Source organism: Pseudomonas sp. NPDC089554, assembly GCF_050280645.1.
Taxonomy (GTDB): Bacteria; Pseudomonadota; Gammaproteobacteria; order Pseudomonadales; family Pseudomonadaceae; genus Aquipseudomonas.
Genome location: NZ_JBNNVR010000012.1, coordinates 1 through 17,733, shown reverse-complemented (window position 1 = coordinate 17,733; position 17,733 = coordinate 1). Strand labels below are relative to the sequence as shown.

At 66.4% G+C, this 17,733-nt stretch carries 18 protein-coding genes and 2 pseudogenes; 9 read left to right on the top strand and 11 right to left on the bottom strand.

What is annotated here, in order from left to right; all coding sequences use genetic code 11:
* Position 1: 1 nt before the first annotated feature.
* The gene (locus ACQKPE_RS05925) at positions 2-1,171 is read right to left on the bottom strand and encodes an MFS transporter (protein WP_427664040.1); all 1,170 of its coding nucleotides are present in this window, start codon (positions 1,169-1,171) and stop codon (positions 2-4) included.
* 13 nt (positions 1,172-1,184) lie between these two features.
* Entirely contained in the window at positions 1,185-1,487 is a 303-nt protein-coding gene (locus ACQKPE_RS05920) for an ArsR/SmtB family transcription factor (RefSeq protein WP_427664038.1), read from the bottom strand.
* A 152-nt stretch (positions 1,488-1,639) separates the two neighbouring features.
* Between ACQKPE_RS05920 and ACQKPE_RS05915 the strand changes: the two genes are divergently transcribed.
* Positions 1,640-2,212 (top strand): ACP phosphodiesterase, encoded by a 573-nt coding sequence (locus ACQKPE_RS05915; protein ID WP_427664036.1) that lies wholly within the window; start codon positions 1,640-1,642, stop codon positions 2,210-2,212.
* A 33-nt stretch (positions 2,213-2,245) separates the two neighbouring features.
* Here ACQKPE_RS05915 and ACQKPE_RS05910 read toward each other — a convergent pair whose 3' ends face one another.
* From ACQKPE_RS05910 to olsB, 6 genes are all read right to left on the bottom strand, one after another.
* Positions 2,246-3,277 carry an HlyD family secretion protein gene (locus ACQKPE_RS05910; RefSeq protein WP_427664034.1) on the bottom strand — a complete coding sequence of 344 codons (1,032 nt, stop codon included), beginning with the start codon at positions 3,275-3,277 and terminating at the stop codon, positions 2,246-2,248.
* The gene (locus tag ACQKPE_RS05905; RefSeq protein WP_427664032.1) at positions 3,274-5,361 is read right to left on the bottom strand and encodes a TolC family protein; all 2,088 of its coding nucleotides are present in this window, start codon (positions 5,359-5,361) and stop codon (positions 3,274-3,276) included. Before ACQKPE_RS05905 ends, ACQKPE_RS05910 begins: the two co-directional genes overlap by 4 nt.
* 10 nt (positions 5,362-5,371) lie before the next feature.
* Complete coding sequence (locus tag ACQKPE_RS05900) at positions 5,372-6,700, bottom strand: glycosyltransferase (protein WP_427664030.1); 1,329 nt, start codon at positions 6,698-6,700, stop codon at positions 5,372-5,374.
* Positions 6,697-8,076, bottom strand: a complete 1,380-nt coding sequence (locus tag ACQKPE_RS05895; protein ID WP_427664028.1) for a diguanylate cyclase domain-containing protein — start codon at positions 8,074-8,076, stop codon at positions 6,697-6,699. Before ACQKPE_RS05895 ends, ACQKPE_RS05900 begins: the two co-directional genes overlap by 4 nt.
* A 125-nt stretch (positions 8,077-8,201) precedes the next feature.
* Complete coding sequence (locus tag ACQKPE_RS05890) at positions 8,202-8,990, bottom strand: lysophospholipid acyltransferase family protein (protein WP_427664026.1); 789 nt, start codon at positions 8,988-8,990, stop codon at positions 8,202-8,204.
* On the bottom strand, positions 8,990-9,745 hold the full coding sequence (olsB, locus tag ACQKPE_RS05885) for an L-ornithine N(alpha)-acyltransferase (RefSeq protein WP_427664024.1): 756 nt from the start codon (positions 9,743-9,745) through the stop codon (positions 8,990-8,992). The genes ACQKPE_RS05890 and olsB overlap by 1 nt, the downstream gene beginning before the upstream one ends.
* A 137-nt stretch (positions 9,746-9,882) precedes the next feature.
* Between olsB and ACQKPE_RS05880 the strand changes: the two genes are divergently transcribed.
* The 6 genes from ACQKPE_RS05880 (at position 9,883) to ACQKPE_RS05855 (ending at position 14,631) form a co-directional block, all read left to right on the top strand.
* Complete coding sequence (locus ACQKPE_RS05880) at positions 9,883-10,770, top strand: acyl-CoA dehydrogenase (protein WP_427664022.1); 888 nt, start codon at positions 9,883-9,885, stop codon at positions 10,768-10,770.
* A gap of 42 nt (positions 10,771-10,812) precedes the next feature.
* On the top strand, positions 10,813-11,904 hold the full coding sequence (locus ACQKPE_RS05875) for a serine hydrolase domain-containing protein (RefSeq protein WP_427664020.1): 1,092 nt from the start codon (positions 10,813-10,815) through the stop codon (positions 11,902-11,904).
* A complete protein-coding gene (locus ACQKPE_RS05870) occupies positions 11,901-12,197 on the top strand; it encodes an amidase (RefSeq protein WP_427664018.1) in 297 nt (98 codons plus the stop codon). Before ACQKPE_RS05875 ends, ACQKPE_RS05870 begins: the two co-directional genes overlap by 4 nt.
* 49 nt (positions 12,198-12,246) lie before the next feature.
* On the top strand, positions 12,247-12,822 hold the full coding sequence (locus ACQKPE_RS05865; protein ID WP_427664016.1) for a YceI family protein: 576 nt from the start codon (positions 12,247-12,249) through the stop codon (positions 12,820-12,822).
* A gap of 1 nt (position 12,823) precedes the next feature.
* The gene (locus ACQKPE_RS05860; protein ID WP_427664014.1) at positions 12,824-13,981 is read left to right on the top strand and encodes a phospholipase D-like domain-containing protein; all 1,158 of its coding nucleotides are present in this window, start codon (positions 12,824-12,826) and stop codon (positions 13,979-13,981) included.
* Between the two features lie 71 nt (positions 13,982-14,052).
* Entirely contained in the window at positions 14,053-14,631 is a 579-nt protein-coding gene (locus ACQKPE_RS05855; protein WP_427664012.1) for a DJ-1/PfpI family protein, read from the top strand.
* 16 nt (positions 14,632-14,647) lie between these two features.
* Here the strand turns inward: ACQKPE_RS05855 and ACQKPE_RS05850 are convergent, their stop codons facing one another.
* Positions 14,648-15,046 carry a nuclear transport factor 2 family protein gene (locus ACQKPE_RS05850; RefSeq protein ID WP_427664010.1) on the bottom strand — a complete coding sequence of 133 codons (399 nt, stop codon included), beginning with the start codon at positions 15,044-15,046 and terminating at the stop codon, positions 14,648-14,650.
* A gap of 115 nt (positions 15,047-15,161) precedes the next feature.
* Here ACQKPE_RS05850 and ACQKPE_RS05845 point away from each other — a divergent pair, with 115 nt between their 5' ends.
* Positions 15,162-15,752 (top strand): GNAT family N-acetyltransferase, encoded by a 591-nt coding sequence (locus tag ACQKPE_RS05845; RefSeq protein WP_427664008.1) that lies wholly within the window; start codon positions 15,162-15,164, stop codon positions 15,750-15,752.
* Complete coding sequence (locus ACQKPE_RS05840; protein WP_427664007.1) at positions 15,749-16,621, top strand: carbon-nitrogen hydrolase family protein; 873 nt, start codon at positions 15,749-15,751, stop codon at positions 16,619-16,621. Before ACQKPE_RS05845 ends, ACQKPE_RS05840 begins: the two co-directional genes overlap by 4 nt.
* Before the next feature lie 44 nt (positions 16,622-16,665).
* On the opposite strand, the pseudogene ACQKPE_RS05835 reads toward ACQKPE_RS05840, so the two are convergent.
* Both ACQKPE_RS05835 and ACQKPE_RS05830 read right to left on the bottom strand, forming a co-directional pair.
* A pseudogene (locus ACQKPE_RS05835) lies at positions 16,666-17,644 on the bottom strand (FumA C-terminus/TtdB family hydratase beta subunit); the annotation flags it as partial.
* Positions 17,641-17,733, bottom strand: a pseudogene (locus tag ACQKPE_RS05830) (hypothetical protein); the annotation flags it as partial. The pseudogenes ACQKPE_RS05830 and ACQKPE_RS05835, both read right to left, overlap by 4 nt.

Sequence of the window (17,733 nt, the reverse complement as noted above, 5' to 3'; positions counted from 1 at the left end):
GTCAGTTGGATGCAGCGGCCAGTTCGGTCTCGCGACTGCGCTGGCTGAAGGTGATAAGGGTGACGAGCAGTGCCAGTACCGCCAGGGCCGCAGCTGCCAGGGGCACGCGGGTCAGGCCCAGGCCCTGGGCGATGACCACGCCACCGACCCAGGCGCCCAGGGCGTTGCCCAGGTTGAAGGCGCCGATGTTCAGGGTCGACACCAGGTTCGGTGCGGCCTTGCCGTAGAGCACCACGTTGACCTGCAGGGCAGGCACTGCGGCGAATGCGGCGACCGCCCAGAGGAACAGGGTGATTTCGGCGGGTATCAGCGCGCTGGCGGTCCAGCTGAGCACGCTGGACACCAGCGCCATGGCAACGAACACACCTACCAGGGTGGCGCCCAGGCGGCGGTCGGCCAGCTTGCCGCCGAGGATGTTGCCCAGGGTCAGGCCGATGCCGATCAGCATCAGGGTCCAGGTGATACCGCGTGGCGACACGCCGGTAACCTCGCCCAGCAGCGGCGCGACGTAGGTGAACAGGGCGAATACCGATGCCGAGAACATCACGGTCATGCTCAGCGACAACCAGATACCGGCACCCTTGAGTGCGGCCAGTTCCGCACGCATGTCGACCGCTTCGGCGTCGCGTTGCAGGGGCAGGTAGCGGATCAGCCCGATCAGCGCCACTACGCCGATGGCGGTCACCGCCCAGAAGGTCGAGCGCCAGCCCATGGCCTGGCCCAAGGCGGTACCCAGCGGCACGCCGAGCACGTTGGCCAGGGTCAGGCCGGTGAACATCAGGGCCACCGCCGAGGCGCGGCGGTTGGCCGGTACCAGGCTTGCGGCCACCACCGAGCCGATGCCGAAGAACGCGCCATGGCACAGCGCCGTGACCACGCGGGCGAACATCAGCAGGTTGTAGTCGCTGGCCACGGCACACAGCAGGTTGCCGACGATGAACACGCCCATCAGCACCACCAGCGCGGCCTTGCGTGGCAGGCGGGCGGTGGCCAGGGCCATGAACGGCGCGCCGATGGCCACGCCCAGGGCGTAGCCGGTCACCAGCCAGCCCGCGCCGGGAATGGTCACGCCCAGGTCCTGCGCCACCTCGGGCAGCAGGCCCATGATGACGAACTCGGTGGTGCCGATGGCGAAGGCGCTGAGCGCCAGGATCATCAGGGAAAGGGGCATTGCAAGGTCCTTGTCAGAGCTCTTGGCTCATTTGCGCGAGGAAGGCCTGGATGGTCGCCTCGTTGCGTCTGAAGAAATGCCACTGGCCTATCTTCTGGCTGGTTACCAGGCCTGCGCGCTGCAAGGTGGCCAGGTGGGCGGAGACGGTCGACTGCGACAGGCCGCAGCGTTGGTCGATCTGCCCGGCACAGACACCGTGCTCGGTGCTGTGGTGCTGGTCGGGGAATTGCGCCGCGGGGTCCTTCAGCCAGTTGAGGATGTCTCGCCGGACCGGGTGGGCCAGGGCTTTTATTATTTCGTCGAGATCGAGAGGCATGGATGGGCTCGTGGTGTGTAGCGGTATATCGCGATGGGGCGAAATATAGATCGCTGCATCGCGATATACAAATATGAAAGGGTTCTTAGCTAAGCAACAATTGCTATATCGCGTTATAACGATATGAGGTTGGCCGATGCTAGACTGCCGCCATGAACTACCTCGCACACCTTCATCTGGGCGGCCAGGCGCCGCAGCAGCTGCTTGGCAGCCTGTATGGCGACTTCGTCAAGGGCAGCCTCGAAGGGCGCTTCCCGCCCCAGCTCGAAGCGGCCATCCGGCTGCACCGGCATATCGACAGCTATACCGACAGCCACCCGCTGGTGCTGGCGGCGCTGGCGCGTTTCCCTCGGGAGCGGCGGCGTTTTGCCGGGATCGTGCTGGATGTGTTCTTCGACCACTGCCTGGCGCGGCACTGGGGCGACTATGCCGAGCAGCCGCTCGAGCAATTCACCGGTGAGTTCTACCGGGTGTTGCTGGCTGAGCCCGAACTGCCGGGGCGGTTGGCGCGGATCGCGCCGTTCATTGCGGCGGACGATTGGCTGGGGGCCTATGGCGATTTCGCCACGCTCGAACACGTGTTCGGCGGGATCGCCAGGCGCTTGTCCAAGCCTGAGGGAATGAGCGGGGTGATGGACGAGCTGGATAAGCTGTATGAGCCGTTGCTCGCGGATTTTCGAGAGTTCTACCCGCAGTTGCAGGCGTTCGCCGCAGCGTCGCGCTGAAGTTCGGGGCTGCTGGCGCGGCCCCGATTCAACTCAGTTATCCAACCCCAACCACTGCCAACCACTGCGCGGGAAACGCACGCTCACCGGCAGCGAATCCACCCGCCAGGCGTCGGCCAGGGGCTCGTCGAAGGCGGCCGGGACCATCAGCCCGCGGGTCGGGCTGCTGAACGGCTTGCGCAGATCGCTTGGCAGCGGGTTGGCGCTTTCTGCCGGGTTGATCACTGTGGCCTGGGCCAGGCTGCCGTCCGGCAGGCGCACTTCAAGCGGCGAGCCGGGCGTTGCGTGCTCGACGTCCTTGGGGTCCAGGTATACCCACAATTGCGCTGGGCCGTTGCGCTCCAGGCGCATCAGCAAGGTGCCGGGGCCGACGTTCTCGCCGGGCGCCGTGATCACCTCGGAGACGCGCCCGGCCTCAGGTGCAGCGATGCGCATCTGTTGCAGGCGGTCGGTCAGCCAGCGGGCCTCCAGCTCACGCTCGCGCTGGTAGCGCTCGGCTTCGTTGCCACCACCCAGGCTGCGCTCCCAGGCCAGGCGTTCGGCTTCGCGGCTGTCCAGCGCATTCTGCGCCTCGATCAGCTCGCCACGGGTGGCGGCCTGGCGTTGCACCAGGGCGCGCACATCGCGCACCCGTGCGGCAGCGCGGTCGACCAGCGCCTGCAGCACCTGGCGGTTATGTTCGAGCAGGTTGGCCGGCATGGCCGGGCTAGGGCTGGCGGCACCTTGCAACAGGTTCAGGCGCAGCCGCCATTCCGGGTTGTCCACTTCAAGCAAAGGGCTGCCGAGCTGCACATGATCGCCCGGCTGGACGTTCACGGCGGCCACCTGGCCCGGTTGCAAGGCGCGCACCTCAAGGCTGGGCAGGCGCACCAGGGCCGGGGCCTCGACGCGCAGCATGGCTAGGCCATAGCGCCCCGCCAGCCAGGCCGGGGGAATCAGGATCAACAGCAAAATCAGGTACCAGCGCAGGCGAAACGCCAGGCGCTTGCTCGGCGCGTACAGCACCTGCATGCCGCTGTCCTGGGTGGGGTTTTGTTCCTTGGGGCTGCGGAAATTGATCTTCATCGGCTTCTCGGGTAGTCGGTCCAGGATTGCCAGTCGATGCCTTGCAACCCGGCAGGTTGCAGGCTCCGCTGCCAGCCATCGACGAGTTGGCGCAGGTGCGTTGGCGAACTGTCGGACCAGCCCAGTTCACGGGGTTGGTCGGTTTCGATGCTCTGCGCCAGGCGCAGGTTCAGGCGTGGCCAGCGCTGGGCAATGGCGCGGGCGCGCTGGGCGCTTTTATCGGCATCGCGCTGGTAGATCATCAGGCTGACCTGGGTGATGCCCATGTTCTGCAACTCGCAGGGCACGCAGGGCTTGGCGTTGGCGTCGGCCTCGAACCAGCGCGGGTGGCTCGACAGCGCCAGCGGCCAGGGGCTGCTGCGCTTGGCCTCGCGCAGCGTTTGCAGCCAGTCGTGCAGGCGCTGTTCGGGTACCGGCCAACCCAGTTGCTCCACTTCCAGGTCCAGGTGCAGGCCGTCGAAGGGCAGGGTGGCGAAGCGCTCGATCAGGCTCAGCAACTGTGGGCGGCCAGCGGGTTCGATCCAGTGCGGGTCGCCCAGCAGCAGGTTGACCCGCATGCCCTGGGCATGGGCTTGCTGCAACAAGGCTTGCAGCTGGGTGTGCGTGGCGTCGCGGGCGCGCACCTGCTGGCCGTTCAGGCCCAGGTGCAGTTCACTGATGCCGGCGCGGCGCAATTGTGCCAACTCCTCGGCGCGTCGTGCGGGGTCGAGAAAGGCCTGGCTGTCCCAGATGTACACCCCCTGGCGCCAAGCGCTGGCCTGTGGGGGATGGTTGTCTGGGGACGACTTGGACCAATGCAGGCGTTCGCTACCCAACAGCTGTTCGAACGACGCGCTGTCATCGCCGAACACCCGCAAGGCGGCGTCTTGCAGCCACACCCGGTGCCAGGCAGCGATTTGCGCGAAACCTGCGTTGTAGTCGTCGATCAGCGCCTGCTGCTGGCGCAGGCTGGCTTCGCCGGCGTCCAGGTCACCGCGCTGGCGGCGTTCCTCGAGCAGTTGGCGCAGCCCGTCGCGGCGTTCGCTCAGGCGCTGGTACTCGTTGACGCCACGGCGCTGCTGGGCGATGACCTTGCCCAGCTCGCGCAACAGCTCGCCCTGTTCCTGCTCGCGGGCCTGCACGGCGGCCTGGTAGCGCGCCTCGCCCTCACGGCCTCGGGCGCTGCCGTAGTCGAGCAGGTCCACCGGTGCCGACAGGGTCAGCCCGGCAGACAGCCCACGGCCACGATCACCGGCGCCGCTGCGCTCCTCGATGGTCTGGGCGACGTTGAAGTAGGCGTCGATGGCGGTGTACCAGGGCTTGTCGCGCTGCTGCTCGGCGTGTGACAGCTCAGCATCGCGCCCGGCCAGGCGCGGGTTGCCTTGCAGCAGCGGGCGCCAGGCTTCGAGCGGTCGTGGGTGACGGGCGAGGCTGGCGGCCACCGGGGTGTCGCCAGGCGTGAGGTTCACGCCAAGGCTGGCCAGGCTTGCGCGGATATCGCCGAGCAAGTCCTGTTGCAAGGCGCAGCGGTTGCTCACGGCCTGCCACTCGCTGCGCAGCAACTGCGCATCGGAGGGCAGTACCCAGCGGTCGTTCAGGCGTTGTTGCAGCTGCGTTTCAGCAGCGCTGGCGGCCTGCTCCACGCCTTGGCACAGGCGCTGTTCTTCGCTTGCGCGCCACCAGTCGGCATAGGCGCTGCGCACGGCCAGGCGCTGCTGGGCACGTTGGTAGCCTTGTTCGATCTGCGCCAGGCGTACGTCACGCTCGCTGTCGCCCACCGCGTCGAGGCGCCGGCGCAGGCTGCCGAGCAGCGGGTAGCGCACGCCCACGGCGAACGAGCGGCCGTAGTAGTCGTTGCGCAAGTCGTCGGTGACCAGTTCGTGGTAGCGGCCGACTTCGGCGTTGCCGAACATTTCCCAGCCAGCTTCCGACTGGCGTTGATCGCGGGCCGCATAACGCGCCTGCAAACGTTGGTTGGCTGCCTCATTGGAAGGGTGCTCGCTGGCACGCTCCAGGACCGTTTCCAGGGGCAGCGGCGCGGCTGCGGCCAGGGTCGGCAGGCAGCACAGTACTGGCAGCAGCCAGGTGCTCGATGTGTATTTCATGGTTGGCCCCTTAGAAGCGATTGGCGCGCTTGAGCACCCACCAGGGCGCCATGCTCGATTCTTCATGGCCTCGACGCAGCAGCTCGTTGAGCAGCGCGCACACGTTCCAGCAGCGCAGGGCATACATCGCCAAGGGGTAGATCGGCAGTATCCAGGCCAGGCGCAGGTCCTGGCGCGGGCGCTCGCTGACCATCAGCATCATGCCCACGTACAGCAGCACGGTCATGGCCAGGTACAACGCATAGATCAGCAGCGAGAAGAACACGAACGCCGCGGTCGGCAGCACCACCAGCCCCACCAGGGTGTAGCCGACGATGATCAGCGGCAGTACCAGCTGGAAGAACAACCCGCTGACCAGCAGCATGATGAAGTTCGGCCAGCCCACCAGGCGCGGGTTGAAGGTGTGTCGGTGCTTGCGTGCATAGACGAAGAACAAGTCGCCATCCCAGCGCAGGCGCTGTTGCAGGAAGCCGCGCCAGGTCGCCGGTGCGTCGGTATGGCCGATGGCCCGGGGTTCGAAAGGAATGCGCAGGCGGTAGCGGCGGAAGTAGCTCTTGATCCGTAGGGTCAGGTCGAGGTCTTCGGCGGTGTGGGTGTCCCAGCCGCCGATCTGCACCAGGAAGCTGCGGCGGAAGGCGCCGAACGCGCCGGACACGTTGTTCACCAGGTTCCACTCGGCCAGGCCGATCTTGCTCATGTGGATCGACAGCAGGTATTCCAGCGCCTGGATGCGTGTCACCAGCGACTGGCGCACGTTGCGCACCCGCAGGCTGCCCGCCACGGCGGGCACCTTGGGGTCATTGAAGTGGCGCACCATGTTGCCGACCATGTCGTTGTCGAACGAGGTGTCGCCATCGACGTTGATCAGGATTTCACCCGTGCTGAAGGCAAGCCCTGCGTTCAACGACGACACCCGGCCACCGCGCTGCCACTTGGCCAGCGGGCGGATCACGCGGTTGGCCGGCAGCGGGTGGCTGGCCTGGAAGCGGCGAACCGCCTCGAGGGTGGCGCGGTTGCCGCTGGCGCCATCGATGATCGGGATGATCTCGAGCATGCCGGGGTAAGTCTGCTCGGCCAGGCTGCGCAGGGTCAGCTCGACATCGCGCCCTTCGCTGTAGCAGGTGATGATGCACGACACCCGTGGCGCCCAGGGCTGATGCTGTGGCACCTCTGTGCGTTTGCGCGCGAACCAGCGCAAGGTGCCCAGCAGTACCAGCAGGTTCAGCGGTACTTCCAGCAGCAGGAAGTACGGGAAGACCATCAGGAACAGCCGCCAATGGCCGTTCGGGCCCTGGATTTCCGCTATCCAGGTCATCCAGTGTTCGATCAGTGCATTCATTGCAGTTCCCCCGCCAGGCGTGCCATCAACAGCTCGGCGGTTTCTTTCTCGAACAACCCTTCGGGGGCGACGCAGCCCACGGTGGCCAGGCGGATGTCCTTCAGCTCCTCGCCGACGAACAGTTCGCTGATGCGGTTCAGGCGCTCGACCACTCGCTCCAGGCCCTGGCCGTCGGTGTACATCAGCAGCAGCCACAGCTGTTCTTCGCTGGTGCGGGTGCAGCGGTCGGTGTCGCGGATGGCCACCTGGATGCGTTCGATCAGCGCGTCGAGCAAGGCGTGGCCGCGTTGCGGGCCGAGGCGCTCGAGCACTTCGCCGAGGTTGTGGAAGCGCAGGCCGAGCAGGGCGAAGCGCGGCGCCTTGTGGCGCTCGATCAGCTCAAGCTGCCAGTCGAGCAAGGTGCGGAAGGTGGTGGCGCCGACCATCGCCAGGGCGCCGAACAGCGGCTCGCTGTCGCGCTCAAGGCCCTGGCGCGCGGCGAGCATGCCGGCTTCGGAGAGCTGGTAGTCGCGAATTTCGCGCACGTGCAGTTGCTCGGGGCTGTGCGCTTCGCCGCAATCCAGGCAGCGCGCCTCGATGTCGGCGTCGATGAAGAACGCCTGGCACTGGTTGCAGGTGTAGTTTTCCAGTGGCCGGTCGTAGTCGCTGCCGATGTGCCGCAAGCGGGTCACGCAGTTGGGGCAGACCAGCGCGCCGTCCTTGAGAAATTGCGCCTGGCGGCCGATGTGTCCGCAGGTGAAGCAGTGCAGCGAGGCCTGGCGGCGGATGTCCAGGCTGTTGCATTCGGTGCACACGTCGACGTAGTTGAGCTGGCCGCTGCCGCAGCGGCGGCACAGGCGAATGCGGTCGATGAGCGCGGTGCTTTCCAGAAGCCCGCGCTGGGCCAGGTCGCGCACCAGTGCCAGGCTGTTGGTGGCTTCGCCAGCCAGGCAGCGCACCAGCGGGAAGTCGTAGTGCTGTGGGTGCGTCGGGTGGCGCAGGGCGCGCAGGCGGCCGGGACCGCGCAACCACAAATAGGCCAGCAGGTGGGCCTGCGGGGTTTGCGGCGCGCGGCCGTTGTTGAACACTGCCAGGCGTTCGCGGTGCAGCAGGCATTGGCGTTCGAGGGTCTGCCAATCCTCGGCGGGGCCATCGGACAACGCCTGGATCTCTGCGTCCTGCGGGTCGCGGCAGTGGATCAGGCTGAGCCCGTAGTGAGGATGGCTGCGCAGCGCATGCAGCAGCCGACGGTTTTCCTCGGGGCTCGCCTCGAGCAACACGGCGTCGAAGGCCGGTTGCAGCAGCAGGGCGGTGAGGTCGTTGAAGCGTGTCGCGAGTGGATGGCGCGCGTCGCGGCCAGGCCCTATTTCAGCGACACGGATGACAGCGTCATTCATGGCAGCTCCAGTTCTGCGTTTGAAGCTCGGACTGGAGCGGCTATACAAAAGTTCTACACACAAAGTTTCTTGTACAACTTTTGGCAGAATCGCCGGGCGTCGCAGCGCTGGCTGCGACGCGTTTACTAGGCGGCTTTGGCGTGAATACGTGTGACAGCAGTCGGTTGTATTTCGCCGAACAGTGTCAGATGAACGGCTTGCTGCGCCTGCAGGGCCAGCACCGCGCGCTCCTTGCCTTGGCTGGCGATGGGCGACAGCAGGTGCAGGCGCACCTGGCCACGCGGATGGGCGAACAGGCGCATCAGGTGCGACACCAGGTCGTCATCGCCGATGAAGGGAGCGATCGGGTCGTGTTGCCCATCGCGCAGGTATTCGATCGCCACCGGTTGCACCGCGATGCCCTGGTCGATGGCACCTGCCAGCAGGCGACCATGGAAGGTGCGCAGGCTGCGGCCATCGGTGGTGGTGCCTTCCGGGAAGATCAGCAGCGGCCGTTGCTGGCCGAGCTGCGTGCTGATCTGCTCGCGCAGGCGCTGGCTGTCGCCACCGCCCCGGCGGATGAACAGCGTGCCGGCCTTTTCCGCCAGCCAGCCGGCCACCGGCCACTGGCGCACTTCGGCCTTGGACAGGAACGACAGCGGGGTGAGCATGCCCAGCAGCGGAATGTCGGTCCACGACACATGGTTGCTGACCCACAGCATCGGTTGGCGCGGCAGTTCACCCACCACCTGCACCTCGAAGGGCAGGGCGGCGACCAGGCGCTTCATGAACAGGCAGGTCCAACGCTGGCGGCGTTCGCTGGAGGTGCGCAGGCCGACACGTTCACCGAGGGCGATAAAGCTGGCCATCGCCAGGCCCAGGCACAGCACCAGCAGCAGGCGCAGGAGGCGGGCGCTGGCCCGCAGCCGCAGCATCAGACCGCCGCCTTGAAGTGGCGGGCGTAGCGCGGGCAGAGGTCGTCGCGCTTGAGCAGGATGAACACGTCGGCCACCTGGAAGTCTTCGTCCCAGCATGGCTCACCGCAGATCTTCGCGCCCAGGCGCATGTAGGCCTTGAGCAGCGGTGGCATTTCGGCGATGACGTTGCCTGGCAATGGCATGCTCGGCAGCGGGTTCTTCGGTTCGGCGCGCAGGTGCTCGGTGCACAGGTAGCGATCGCGCAAGCGATGCATGATGGCGTGGGCCTGTACCCCGCCGTCCTGCATGGGGATGCTGGCGCAGCCCATCAGGTAGCTGTAGCGGCCTTCGTTGAGCACTTCGGCAAGCTCGCCCCACAGCACGGCGATGGTGCCGCCATTGCGGTAGGCCGGGGCTACGCAGGTGCGGCCCAGTTCCAGGATCGGGCCTTCGAGTTGCAGCAGCCCGTGCAGGCTGAATTCTTCTTCGCTGTAGAAACGGCCCAGGCTGCTGGCAGCCTGGTGGTCGAGCAGGCGGGTGGTGGCTACCAGCTCGCCGGTGTTCAGGTCGCGTACGCCAATGTGGCGGCAGTGTACGTCGTAGTCATCCATGTCCAGGCCCAGTTCGGCGCCTTTGAGCTTGGCCTTGAATTCTGCGCTGAACACTTTGTAGCGCAGGGCCTGTGCTTCCTGCAGGGCCGCAGCGCCGACCAGGCGTTCGGCTTGCAGACGGCGTTCAGTGCTGTTGTCGCCAGAGCGAGCGATCCGAGTCATTACGAGTCTCCATAAGCCAGCCATATGAGGGTTGCGGCCGGTCGGCTTTGTTGTGCAAAGTCAGCCTAGGTAGCCCCGGTGTCACCTCCATGAATCTTTGGTGATGCTTGCGTGACACCCCCTGCGAGGAGTTTTCGATGCCCTGGTTGCAACGACTCAACGACCCATTGCGCCTGCCGCTGGCGGCCAGCCTTGGGCAAACCCACGCCGCCGTGCTCGAGCACCTGGGCGTGGTCAACCCGTTCGAACTGGCGGTGCTGGGCGGGCGAGCCATGGCAACGCCCGGGCTGGCCTTCCTGGTCGGTTACCAGGCGGCCTTGCGCGTGCTCTGGCCCAGCGCGCCAGCGGGCCTGGGGGCGCTGTGCGCCACCGAGCGGCGGAGCGTGCGCCCGGCCGATATGCAAACCCGCCTCGATGGTTTGCGCCTGACCGGCAGCAAGGGCTTCGTCACGGCGGGCCTTGAAGCTGAGTGGCTGCTGGTGGCGGCGCGCTGCGAAGCGCCCGGCGAACCCCCACGCCTGAGCCTGGCGGTGGTCTACCCCGGCGAGCCTGGTGTCACCCTGGAGGCGCTGCCGACCCTGCCGCTGATGCCCGAGGTCGGCCATGCCCGCCTGGCGTTGCACAACGCGGCCTGCGAACTGCTGGCTGGCGATGGCTGGGATGCCTACGTCAAACCGTTCCGCTCCCTCGAAGACCTGTACGTGCTCGCCGCCCTGGCGGCCTGGCTGTACGGCGTAGGCCAGGCATGCGCCTGGCCGCAGGCGCTGCAACTGCGCCTGGTCGGACTGCTCGCCGGGTGCGCTGAAGGCAGCCGGCAGTGCGCCGACAGCGTGGCCTGCCACCTGCTGCTGGGCGGCCTGTTCGCCCAGTTCGATAGCCTGCGTGGTGATATCGACAGCGCCCTGGCCAATGGCCCAGAGCCCTGGGCAAGCTTGTGGCAGCGTGACCAAGGCCTGCTTGCATTGGCCACCGTCGCGCGGGAAAAGCGCCTGGCCAAGGCCTGGGCTGCCGCTGGATTGTCATGAAACCCTGGCAGGCTCGGCCGATTCGCAAGGCGAGGGGTGGCAATGGGTAAGCTGCGGGTGGGGCTGTTGGGCATCCTGGGGCTGGTGGCGTGCTCGGCATTCGCCGAGGACTGGCCTGTGCCTGACTGGCAGCACGACCCGGCCCATTATGACTGGCAGGCCGTCGACGACTACGCCTTCCCGGCGCGTGACGAAGCCGAGCGCCATGGCGTGCGCAGCGATGCGCTGCTGATCGTGCGCGACGGGCGCATCGTGCATGAGCGCTACACCGCCCCGACCCGCGCCGACACCCCGCACCTGACCTGGTCGATCAGCAAGAGCGTGCTGGCCACGCTGCTGGGCGTGGCCCAGGCCGAGGGTCGCTTCCAGCCGATGGATGCGGCAGCACGCTACTACCCGCCCTTGCAGGCGCACCCGCGGCTCACCCTGCTGGACCTGCTGAATTGGGCCAGCGGCCTGGCCTGGCAGGAAGACTACGAATACGCGCCGCTGAAGTCGTCGGTGGTGGCGATGCTCTATACCCGTGGCCGCCAGGACATGGCCGCGTTCACCGCCGCCATGCCTGCCGAGGCGGCACCGGGCAGTCGCTTCGCCTATTCCAGCGGCGACAGCAACCTGCTGGCCGCCGCCCTGCGCGGCATGCTCGAGCCTGGCCGCTATGCCGACTACCCCTGGCAGGCCCTGTTCGAGCCGCTGGGCATCGGAAGTGCAACCTGGGAGCGCGACGGCGCGGGCACCTATGTCGGCTCTTCCTACCTCTACCTGAGCGCCCGCGACCTGGCGCGCATTGGCCTGTTGATGGCGCGCGACGGGCGCTGGCGCGAGCGCCAGCTGCTGACGCCAGACTGGGTGCGCTTCAACCGCACCTTGTTCACTGCCGCCAAGGGTATGCTGGGCGAGGCCAACCCCGGTGGCCATTGGTGGCTCAACCAGCCATTGCCAGGCCAGGCAACGCCTTGGCCGAGCGCGCCTACCGACACCTTCGCTGCGCTCGGCCACTGGGGCCAGGCGCTGTACGTCGTACCTTCCCGCAAGCTGGTGATCGTGCGCTACGGCGATGACCGCGATGGCAGCTACCGTCACGACGAACTGCTCAAGCGCGTGCTGGCGGTGCTGGACAAGGAGGGCGCATGAAGCGTGCATTGCTGGTGTTGCTGGTAGTACTGCTGGCTTGGGCCTGGCAAGAACGCCAGGCCTTGGGCGACTTCCCAGGCATTCTCCCGGCCTACTCGGCCAAGGAGTATTGCTCGTGCCGCTTCGTCATGGGCTTCGATGTGGCTTACTGCCGAAGCTACGTGCGCCAGTACCTGCCGCTGAGCTTGCTGGAAGAGGACAGCGCCGCGCGTACAGTGCTGGCCGAAGGCCTGGGGCAGCGCAGCCAGGCGGCCTGGCAGGGCCAGCGCGAGGGCTGTCGCTTGCTGCCGTGAAGGCGCGAGGGGTAAGGTTGACGGCCTTGTTTGTCGAGGTTTCCCACCCATGCTGTTGCGTTTGCTCCCCGCCCTGCTGCTGGCCCTGTGCCTACCTGCTCATGCCAACTGGCACCTCGATGGCGAGTCTTCACGCTTGTCGTTCATTACCGGCAAGAACGGCGACACCGCCGAGTTGCACCGTTTCCTGGTGCTGCACGGCAAGGTCGACCGCAAGGGCGCGGCCAGCCTGAGCATCGAGATGGAGTCGATCAGCAGCGGTATTCCCCTGCGTGACGAGCGCATGCGCGAAGACCTGTTCGAGGTGTCGCGCTTTCCCAATGCCACGGTGCAGGCCCAGCTCGACCTGCGGCCGATCAATGACCTGGCCAATGGCGCCCAGCTGGAGTTGCGCCTGCCGTTGACCCTGACCCTGCATGGCCAATCGCACAACTTCAATGCGCTGCTGCTGGCCACGCGCCTGGACGAGCGCCGCTTCCAGGTGGTGACCCTCGAGCCCCTGCTGCTGCGCGCCGAGGACTACGGCCTGCTGCCGGGGTTGGAAAGCCTGCGCAAATTTGCCGGGCTCAAGTCGATCAACCCGTCGGTGCCGGTAAGCGCGGTGCTGATCTTCACCGCCCGCTGACATGCCGGGGCCGGTCTTCCCCTGGCGGGATGGCAACCAGTTCGAGCTGATGGTCGATGGCCCCGAGTTTTTCCCACGCATGCTGCTGGCGATCGTGCGCGCCGAGTACCAGGTCGACCTCGAACTGTACCTGGTGGAGGCCGGGGCCTGTGCCGAGGCGGTGGTCGAGGCGCTGGAGTCGGCGGCGCGGCGTGGTGTGCGGGTGCGCTGCCTGTTCGATGACTATGGCTCGCTGGCCTTTACCAGCCCCCTGCGCCAACGCTTGCAGGCCGCTGGCGTACAGTTGCGCTGGTACAACCGCCTGCGCTGGCGGTGCGGCTTGCGCAACCTGTACCGCGACCACCGCAAGCTGCTGCTGGTGGATGAGCGCTGGGCGGCGGTGGGCGGCACCGGGGTGACCGACGAATTCTGGACGCCGGGCGAGGCCAGCAGCGAGTGGCATGAAGTGATGGTGCGCATGGAGGGGCCGGTCGTTACCGACTGGCAATTGCTGTTCGACCGCCAATGGCACGCCAACCATCGACGTACCGCCTGGCGCCCGCCGGAGGGCTTTGGCCTGCCACGCCTGCCCAGGGTGCCCGTGCCAGGGCAGGGCCTGGGCCGGGTGGCCTATGCCGATGCGCGCCAGCACCGCGACATCCTGCACGCGCTGGTGCGTGCCTTGAACAGCGGGCAACAGCGTATCTGGCTGGCCACGCCGTACTTCCTACCGACCTGGAGCGTACGCCGCTCGCTGCGCCGCGCCGCACAGAAGGGCCTGGACGTGCGCCTGTTGCTCACCGGCCCACGCACCGACCACCCGTCAGTGCGCTACGCCGGGCATCGCTACTACCCCCGGCTGCTGCGCGCAGGGGTGCGGATCTTCGAATACCAGCCGTGTTTCCTGCACCTGAAAATGGCGCTGGTGGACGACTGGGTCAGCATCGGCTCGTGCAACTTCGACCACTGGAACTTGCGCTTCAACCTCGAGGCCAATGTCGAGGCCATCGACCCGCCCTTGACCGCCGCCGTGCGGGCCAGTTTCGAGCGTGATTTCGCCCTCAGCGAAGAAGTCGACCTCGACCACTGGCACGCGCGCCCGCTGTGGCGGCGGGTCAAACAGCGGGTGTGGGGCTGGCTCGACCGCCTGGTGGTGAACCTGCTCGACCGGCGCGACTGAGGGCGCGGCGCACATCGTCAAAGCGAACTATCGTGCAGGTTTGTTTCCCTGCAAACGAAGGAGTGGATGCGATGACGGCCAAGAAGATTCTCATGCTGGTGGGTGATTTCGTCGAAGACTACGAAGCCATGGTGCCGTTTCAGGCGCTGGGTATGGTCGGCCACACGGTGCATGCGGTGTGCCCCGAGAAAGTAGCAGGGCAGACGGTGCGCACCGCCATCCACGACTTCGAGGGCGAGCAGACCTACAGCGAAAAGCCGGGTCATAACTTCGCCCTGAACTACGACTTCGCCCGGGTACGTGCCGAGAGCTATGACGCGCTGCTGATTCCTGGCGGGCGGGCGCCTGAATACCTGCGTCTGGATGAGCGGGTGTTGGAACTGGTCTGTGCATTCAACATGGCCGGCAAACCGATTGCGGCAGTGTGCCATGGGGCGCAGTTGCTGGCGGCGGCGGGGGTGTTGGAGGGGCGTGAGTGCAGTGCCTACCCGGCGTGTGCGCCGGAGGTGAAGCTGGCTGGCGGTACCTTCGTGGATATCGCCATCGACCAGGCCCATGTGGATGGCAACCTGGTCACGGCTCCGGCCTGGCCGGCGCATCCGGCGTGGTTGGCGGCGTTTTTGAAGGTGCTGGGGACGAGGATTGCCTGATGTGGCGCGGGTAGCCTCAGCCCACCTGCTCGACCCAGTCATTGAGGTTGTAGTAGTTGGTCACCCGGGCGATTTTCCCACAGTGGATATAGAAGAACGCCCCAGCCGACAACACATAGGTCTGCCCCTGGGCCGGCGGCAGGCCTTCGTCGTCGGCCAGGTACGCGCCGTGCACGGTGAATTCTGCCGCCGCCCGGCTGCCATCGGCATTCTGCATCACCACGATATCCGCCAAACGCTCGCGGTAGCAGCGGTTCATCTTGTCCATGAAGCCGGCGAACGCTGCCTTGCCCATCTGCCGCTCGCCCTGGTTGATGTCGTGGATCACGTCTTCGCTGAGCAGGGCAAGAAAGGTCGGCATGTCGCCTGCATTGAAAGCGGCGTAGTAGGCGTGCACCAGTTCGGTAGCGGTCATGGCAATGTTCCTGTCGTGTACGGGAAAGGGCGTGGCGATGGCCGGATGATAGGGTTTCCCCAGGAGCCCGACTTAGCCGAGGGCGTCATCCACATCGACAAAACGACCGCCCCGCATGGAAATACGCCTGCTGCACGGCGCTGCCATCGCGCCTTACATCGATGACCTCGCTCGCCTGCGCCTGACGGTGTTTCGCGAGTTTCCCTACCTTTACGACGGCACGGCAGAGTACGAAGCCGACTACTTGTCCACCTATGTGCGCGCCGAGCGTAGCCTGGTGGTGCTGGCCCTGGATGACGGCCAGGTGGTCGGCGCTTCCACTGGCTTGCCGCTGGCCGATGAAACCGCCGAGTTCCAGCAACCCTTCCTCGATCAGGGCCGCAACCCGCGCAAGGTCTACTACTTCGGCGAGTCGGTGCTGTTGCCGGCCTACCGAGGGCAGGGGCTTGGCGTGCGCTTCTTCATCGAGCGCGAGGCCTATGCGCACACGCTGGGCGCGTTTCACTACTGTGCGTTCTGCGCGGTGGAGCGGCCCAGCGGTCATCCCCGCAGGCCGGTGGACTACAAGCCGTTGCACGGTTTCTGGCGCAACCGTGGCTTCATGCACCAGCCTTCGCTGCGTACTTCCTACAGCTGGCGCGACCTGGACGAGCAGCAGGCGTCACCCAAGACGCTGTCGTTCTGGCTCAAGGAGCTGCTGCCATGATCCGCCTCGCTGCCTGCCAGTACGCCATAGAATTGCATGAAAGCTGGGAGGCCTATGCCACGCATCTGGAGGGCTTGTGTGTCGAGGCCGCAGAGGCCGGGGCGCAGTTGCTGCTGTTGCCTGAATATGCCGGGTTGGTGCTCAGCGGCCAGTTACCGGCGGCGCAACGTAGCGACCTGAAAGGCTCTATTGCCGGTATCCAGCCCCTGTTGGCACCTTGGCTGGCGCTGTGCGAAGGCATTGCCCGGCGCCTGGGCGTGTACTTGCAACCCGGCAGCGTACCGGTGCTCGACCCCGATGGGCTGTATCGAAATCGCGCTTGGCTGTTCGGCCCGCAAGGCCTGTTGGGGTACCAGGACAAACTGATGATGACCCGCTTCGAGCGTGAGCAGTGGGGTATTGCGGCGGGCCAGGGGCTGAAGGTGTTCGACACGTCCCTGGGGCGCCTGGGCATTCTGATTTGCTACGACAATGAGTTCCCGATGCTCGCTCGGCGTCTGGCCGAGCAGGGGGCCGACCTGATTCTCGCGCCCAGTTGTACCGACACCGAAGCGGGCTATCACCGGGTGCGCATCGGCGTCCAGGCGCGCGCGCTGGAGAACCAGGTGGCGGTGTTGCAGAGCCCGACGGTGGGGCTTGCACCTTGGTCGCAGGCGCTGGACGAGAATACCGGCCGGGCAGGGCTGTTCGTGCCGCCGGATCACGGCATGCCGGGGGATGGGGTGCTGGCGTTGAGTGCGCAGTTGAGCCCGCTGCGCAGCCAGTGGCTGGTGGCGGAGCTGGATCTGCAGGCGGTGATTAACGTGAGGCGGGAAGGGCAGGTGTTCACCCGGCGGGACTGGCCGGAGCAGTTCGAACGACTGGACTGAAAACAGCGGCGCCCCGCAAGGGAGGCACCGCTGTAGTTACAGTCTTACTTCACTTCAACAGCCAGGCTTTCAGCAATCTTGCTCTGCCACAGCGCGGGACCTGTGATGTGCACCGACTCACCTTGGCTGTCGACCGCAACGGTCACCGGCATGTCCTTGACCTCGAACTCGTAGATCGCTTCCATGCCCAGCTCGGCGAAGGCCAGCACCTTGGACTTGCGAATCGCCTGGGCCACCAGGTAGGCAGCGCCGCCGACGGCCATCAGGTACACGGCCTTGTTGTCCTTGATCGCCTCGATGGCGGTCGGGCCACGCTCGGACTTGCTCGATCGCGCCCAGCAGGCCAGTCTGCTCGAGGATCTGGCGGGTGAACTTGTCCATGCGGGTTGCGGTGGTCGGGCCGGCTGGGCCTACCACTTCGTCACCGACCGGGTCGACCGGGCCGACGTAGTAGATGAAGCGGCCTTTGAGGTCGACCGGCAGCTCTTCGCCACGGTTGAGCATCTCGACCATGCGCTTGTGCGCGGCGTCGCGGCCGGTGAGCATCTTGCCGTTGAGCAGGACGGTCTCGCCCGGCTTCCAGCTGGCGACTTCTTCCGGGGTGATGTCGTCGAGGTTGACGCGGCGCGCGCTTGGGCCAGCTTCCCAGACGATTTCCGGGTAGGCGTCCAGCGATGGCGCTTCCAGCTCGGCAGGGCCGGAACCGTCGAGCACGAAGTGGGCGTGACGGGTAGCGGCGCAGTTGGGGATCATGCACACCGGCAGCGAGGCGGCGTGGGTCGGGTAGTCCATGATCTTGACGTCGAGCACGGTGGTCAGGCCGCCCAGGCCCTGGGCGCCGATGCCCAGCTGGTTGACCTTCTCGAACAGCTCCAGGCGGATCTCTTCGATGCGGTTCTGCGGGCCACGGGCTTTCAGTTCATGGATGTCGATGGATTCCATCAACACTTCCTTGGCCATCACCGCGGCCTTTTCGGCGGTACCGCCGATGCCGATGCCGAGCATGCCAGGCGGGCATCGACCAGGCCGTCGTAGCGCCCGCCCGCACACACGGTGCCTTGGGCGCCGAGCTTGTCGGTGACCCATTCGAATACGGTCTTGCTGTAATAGTC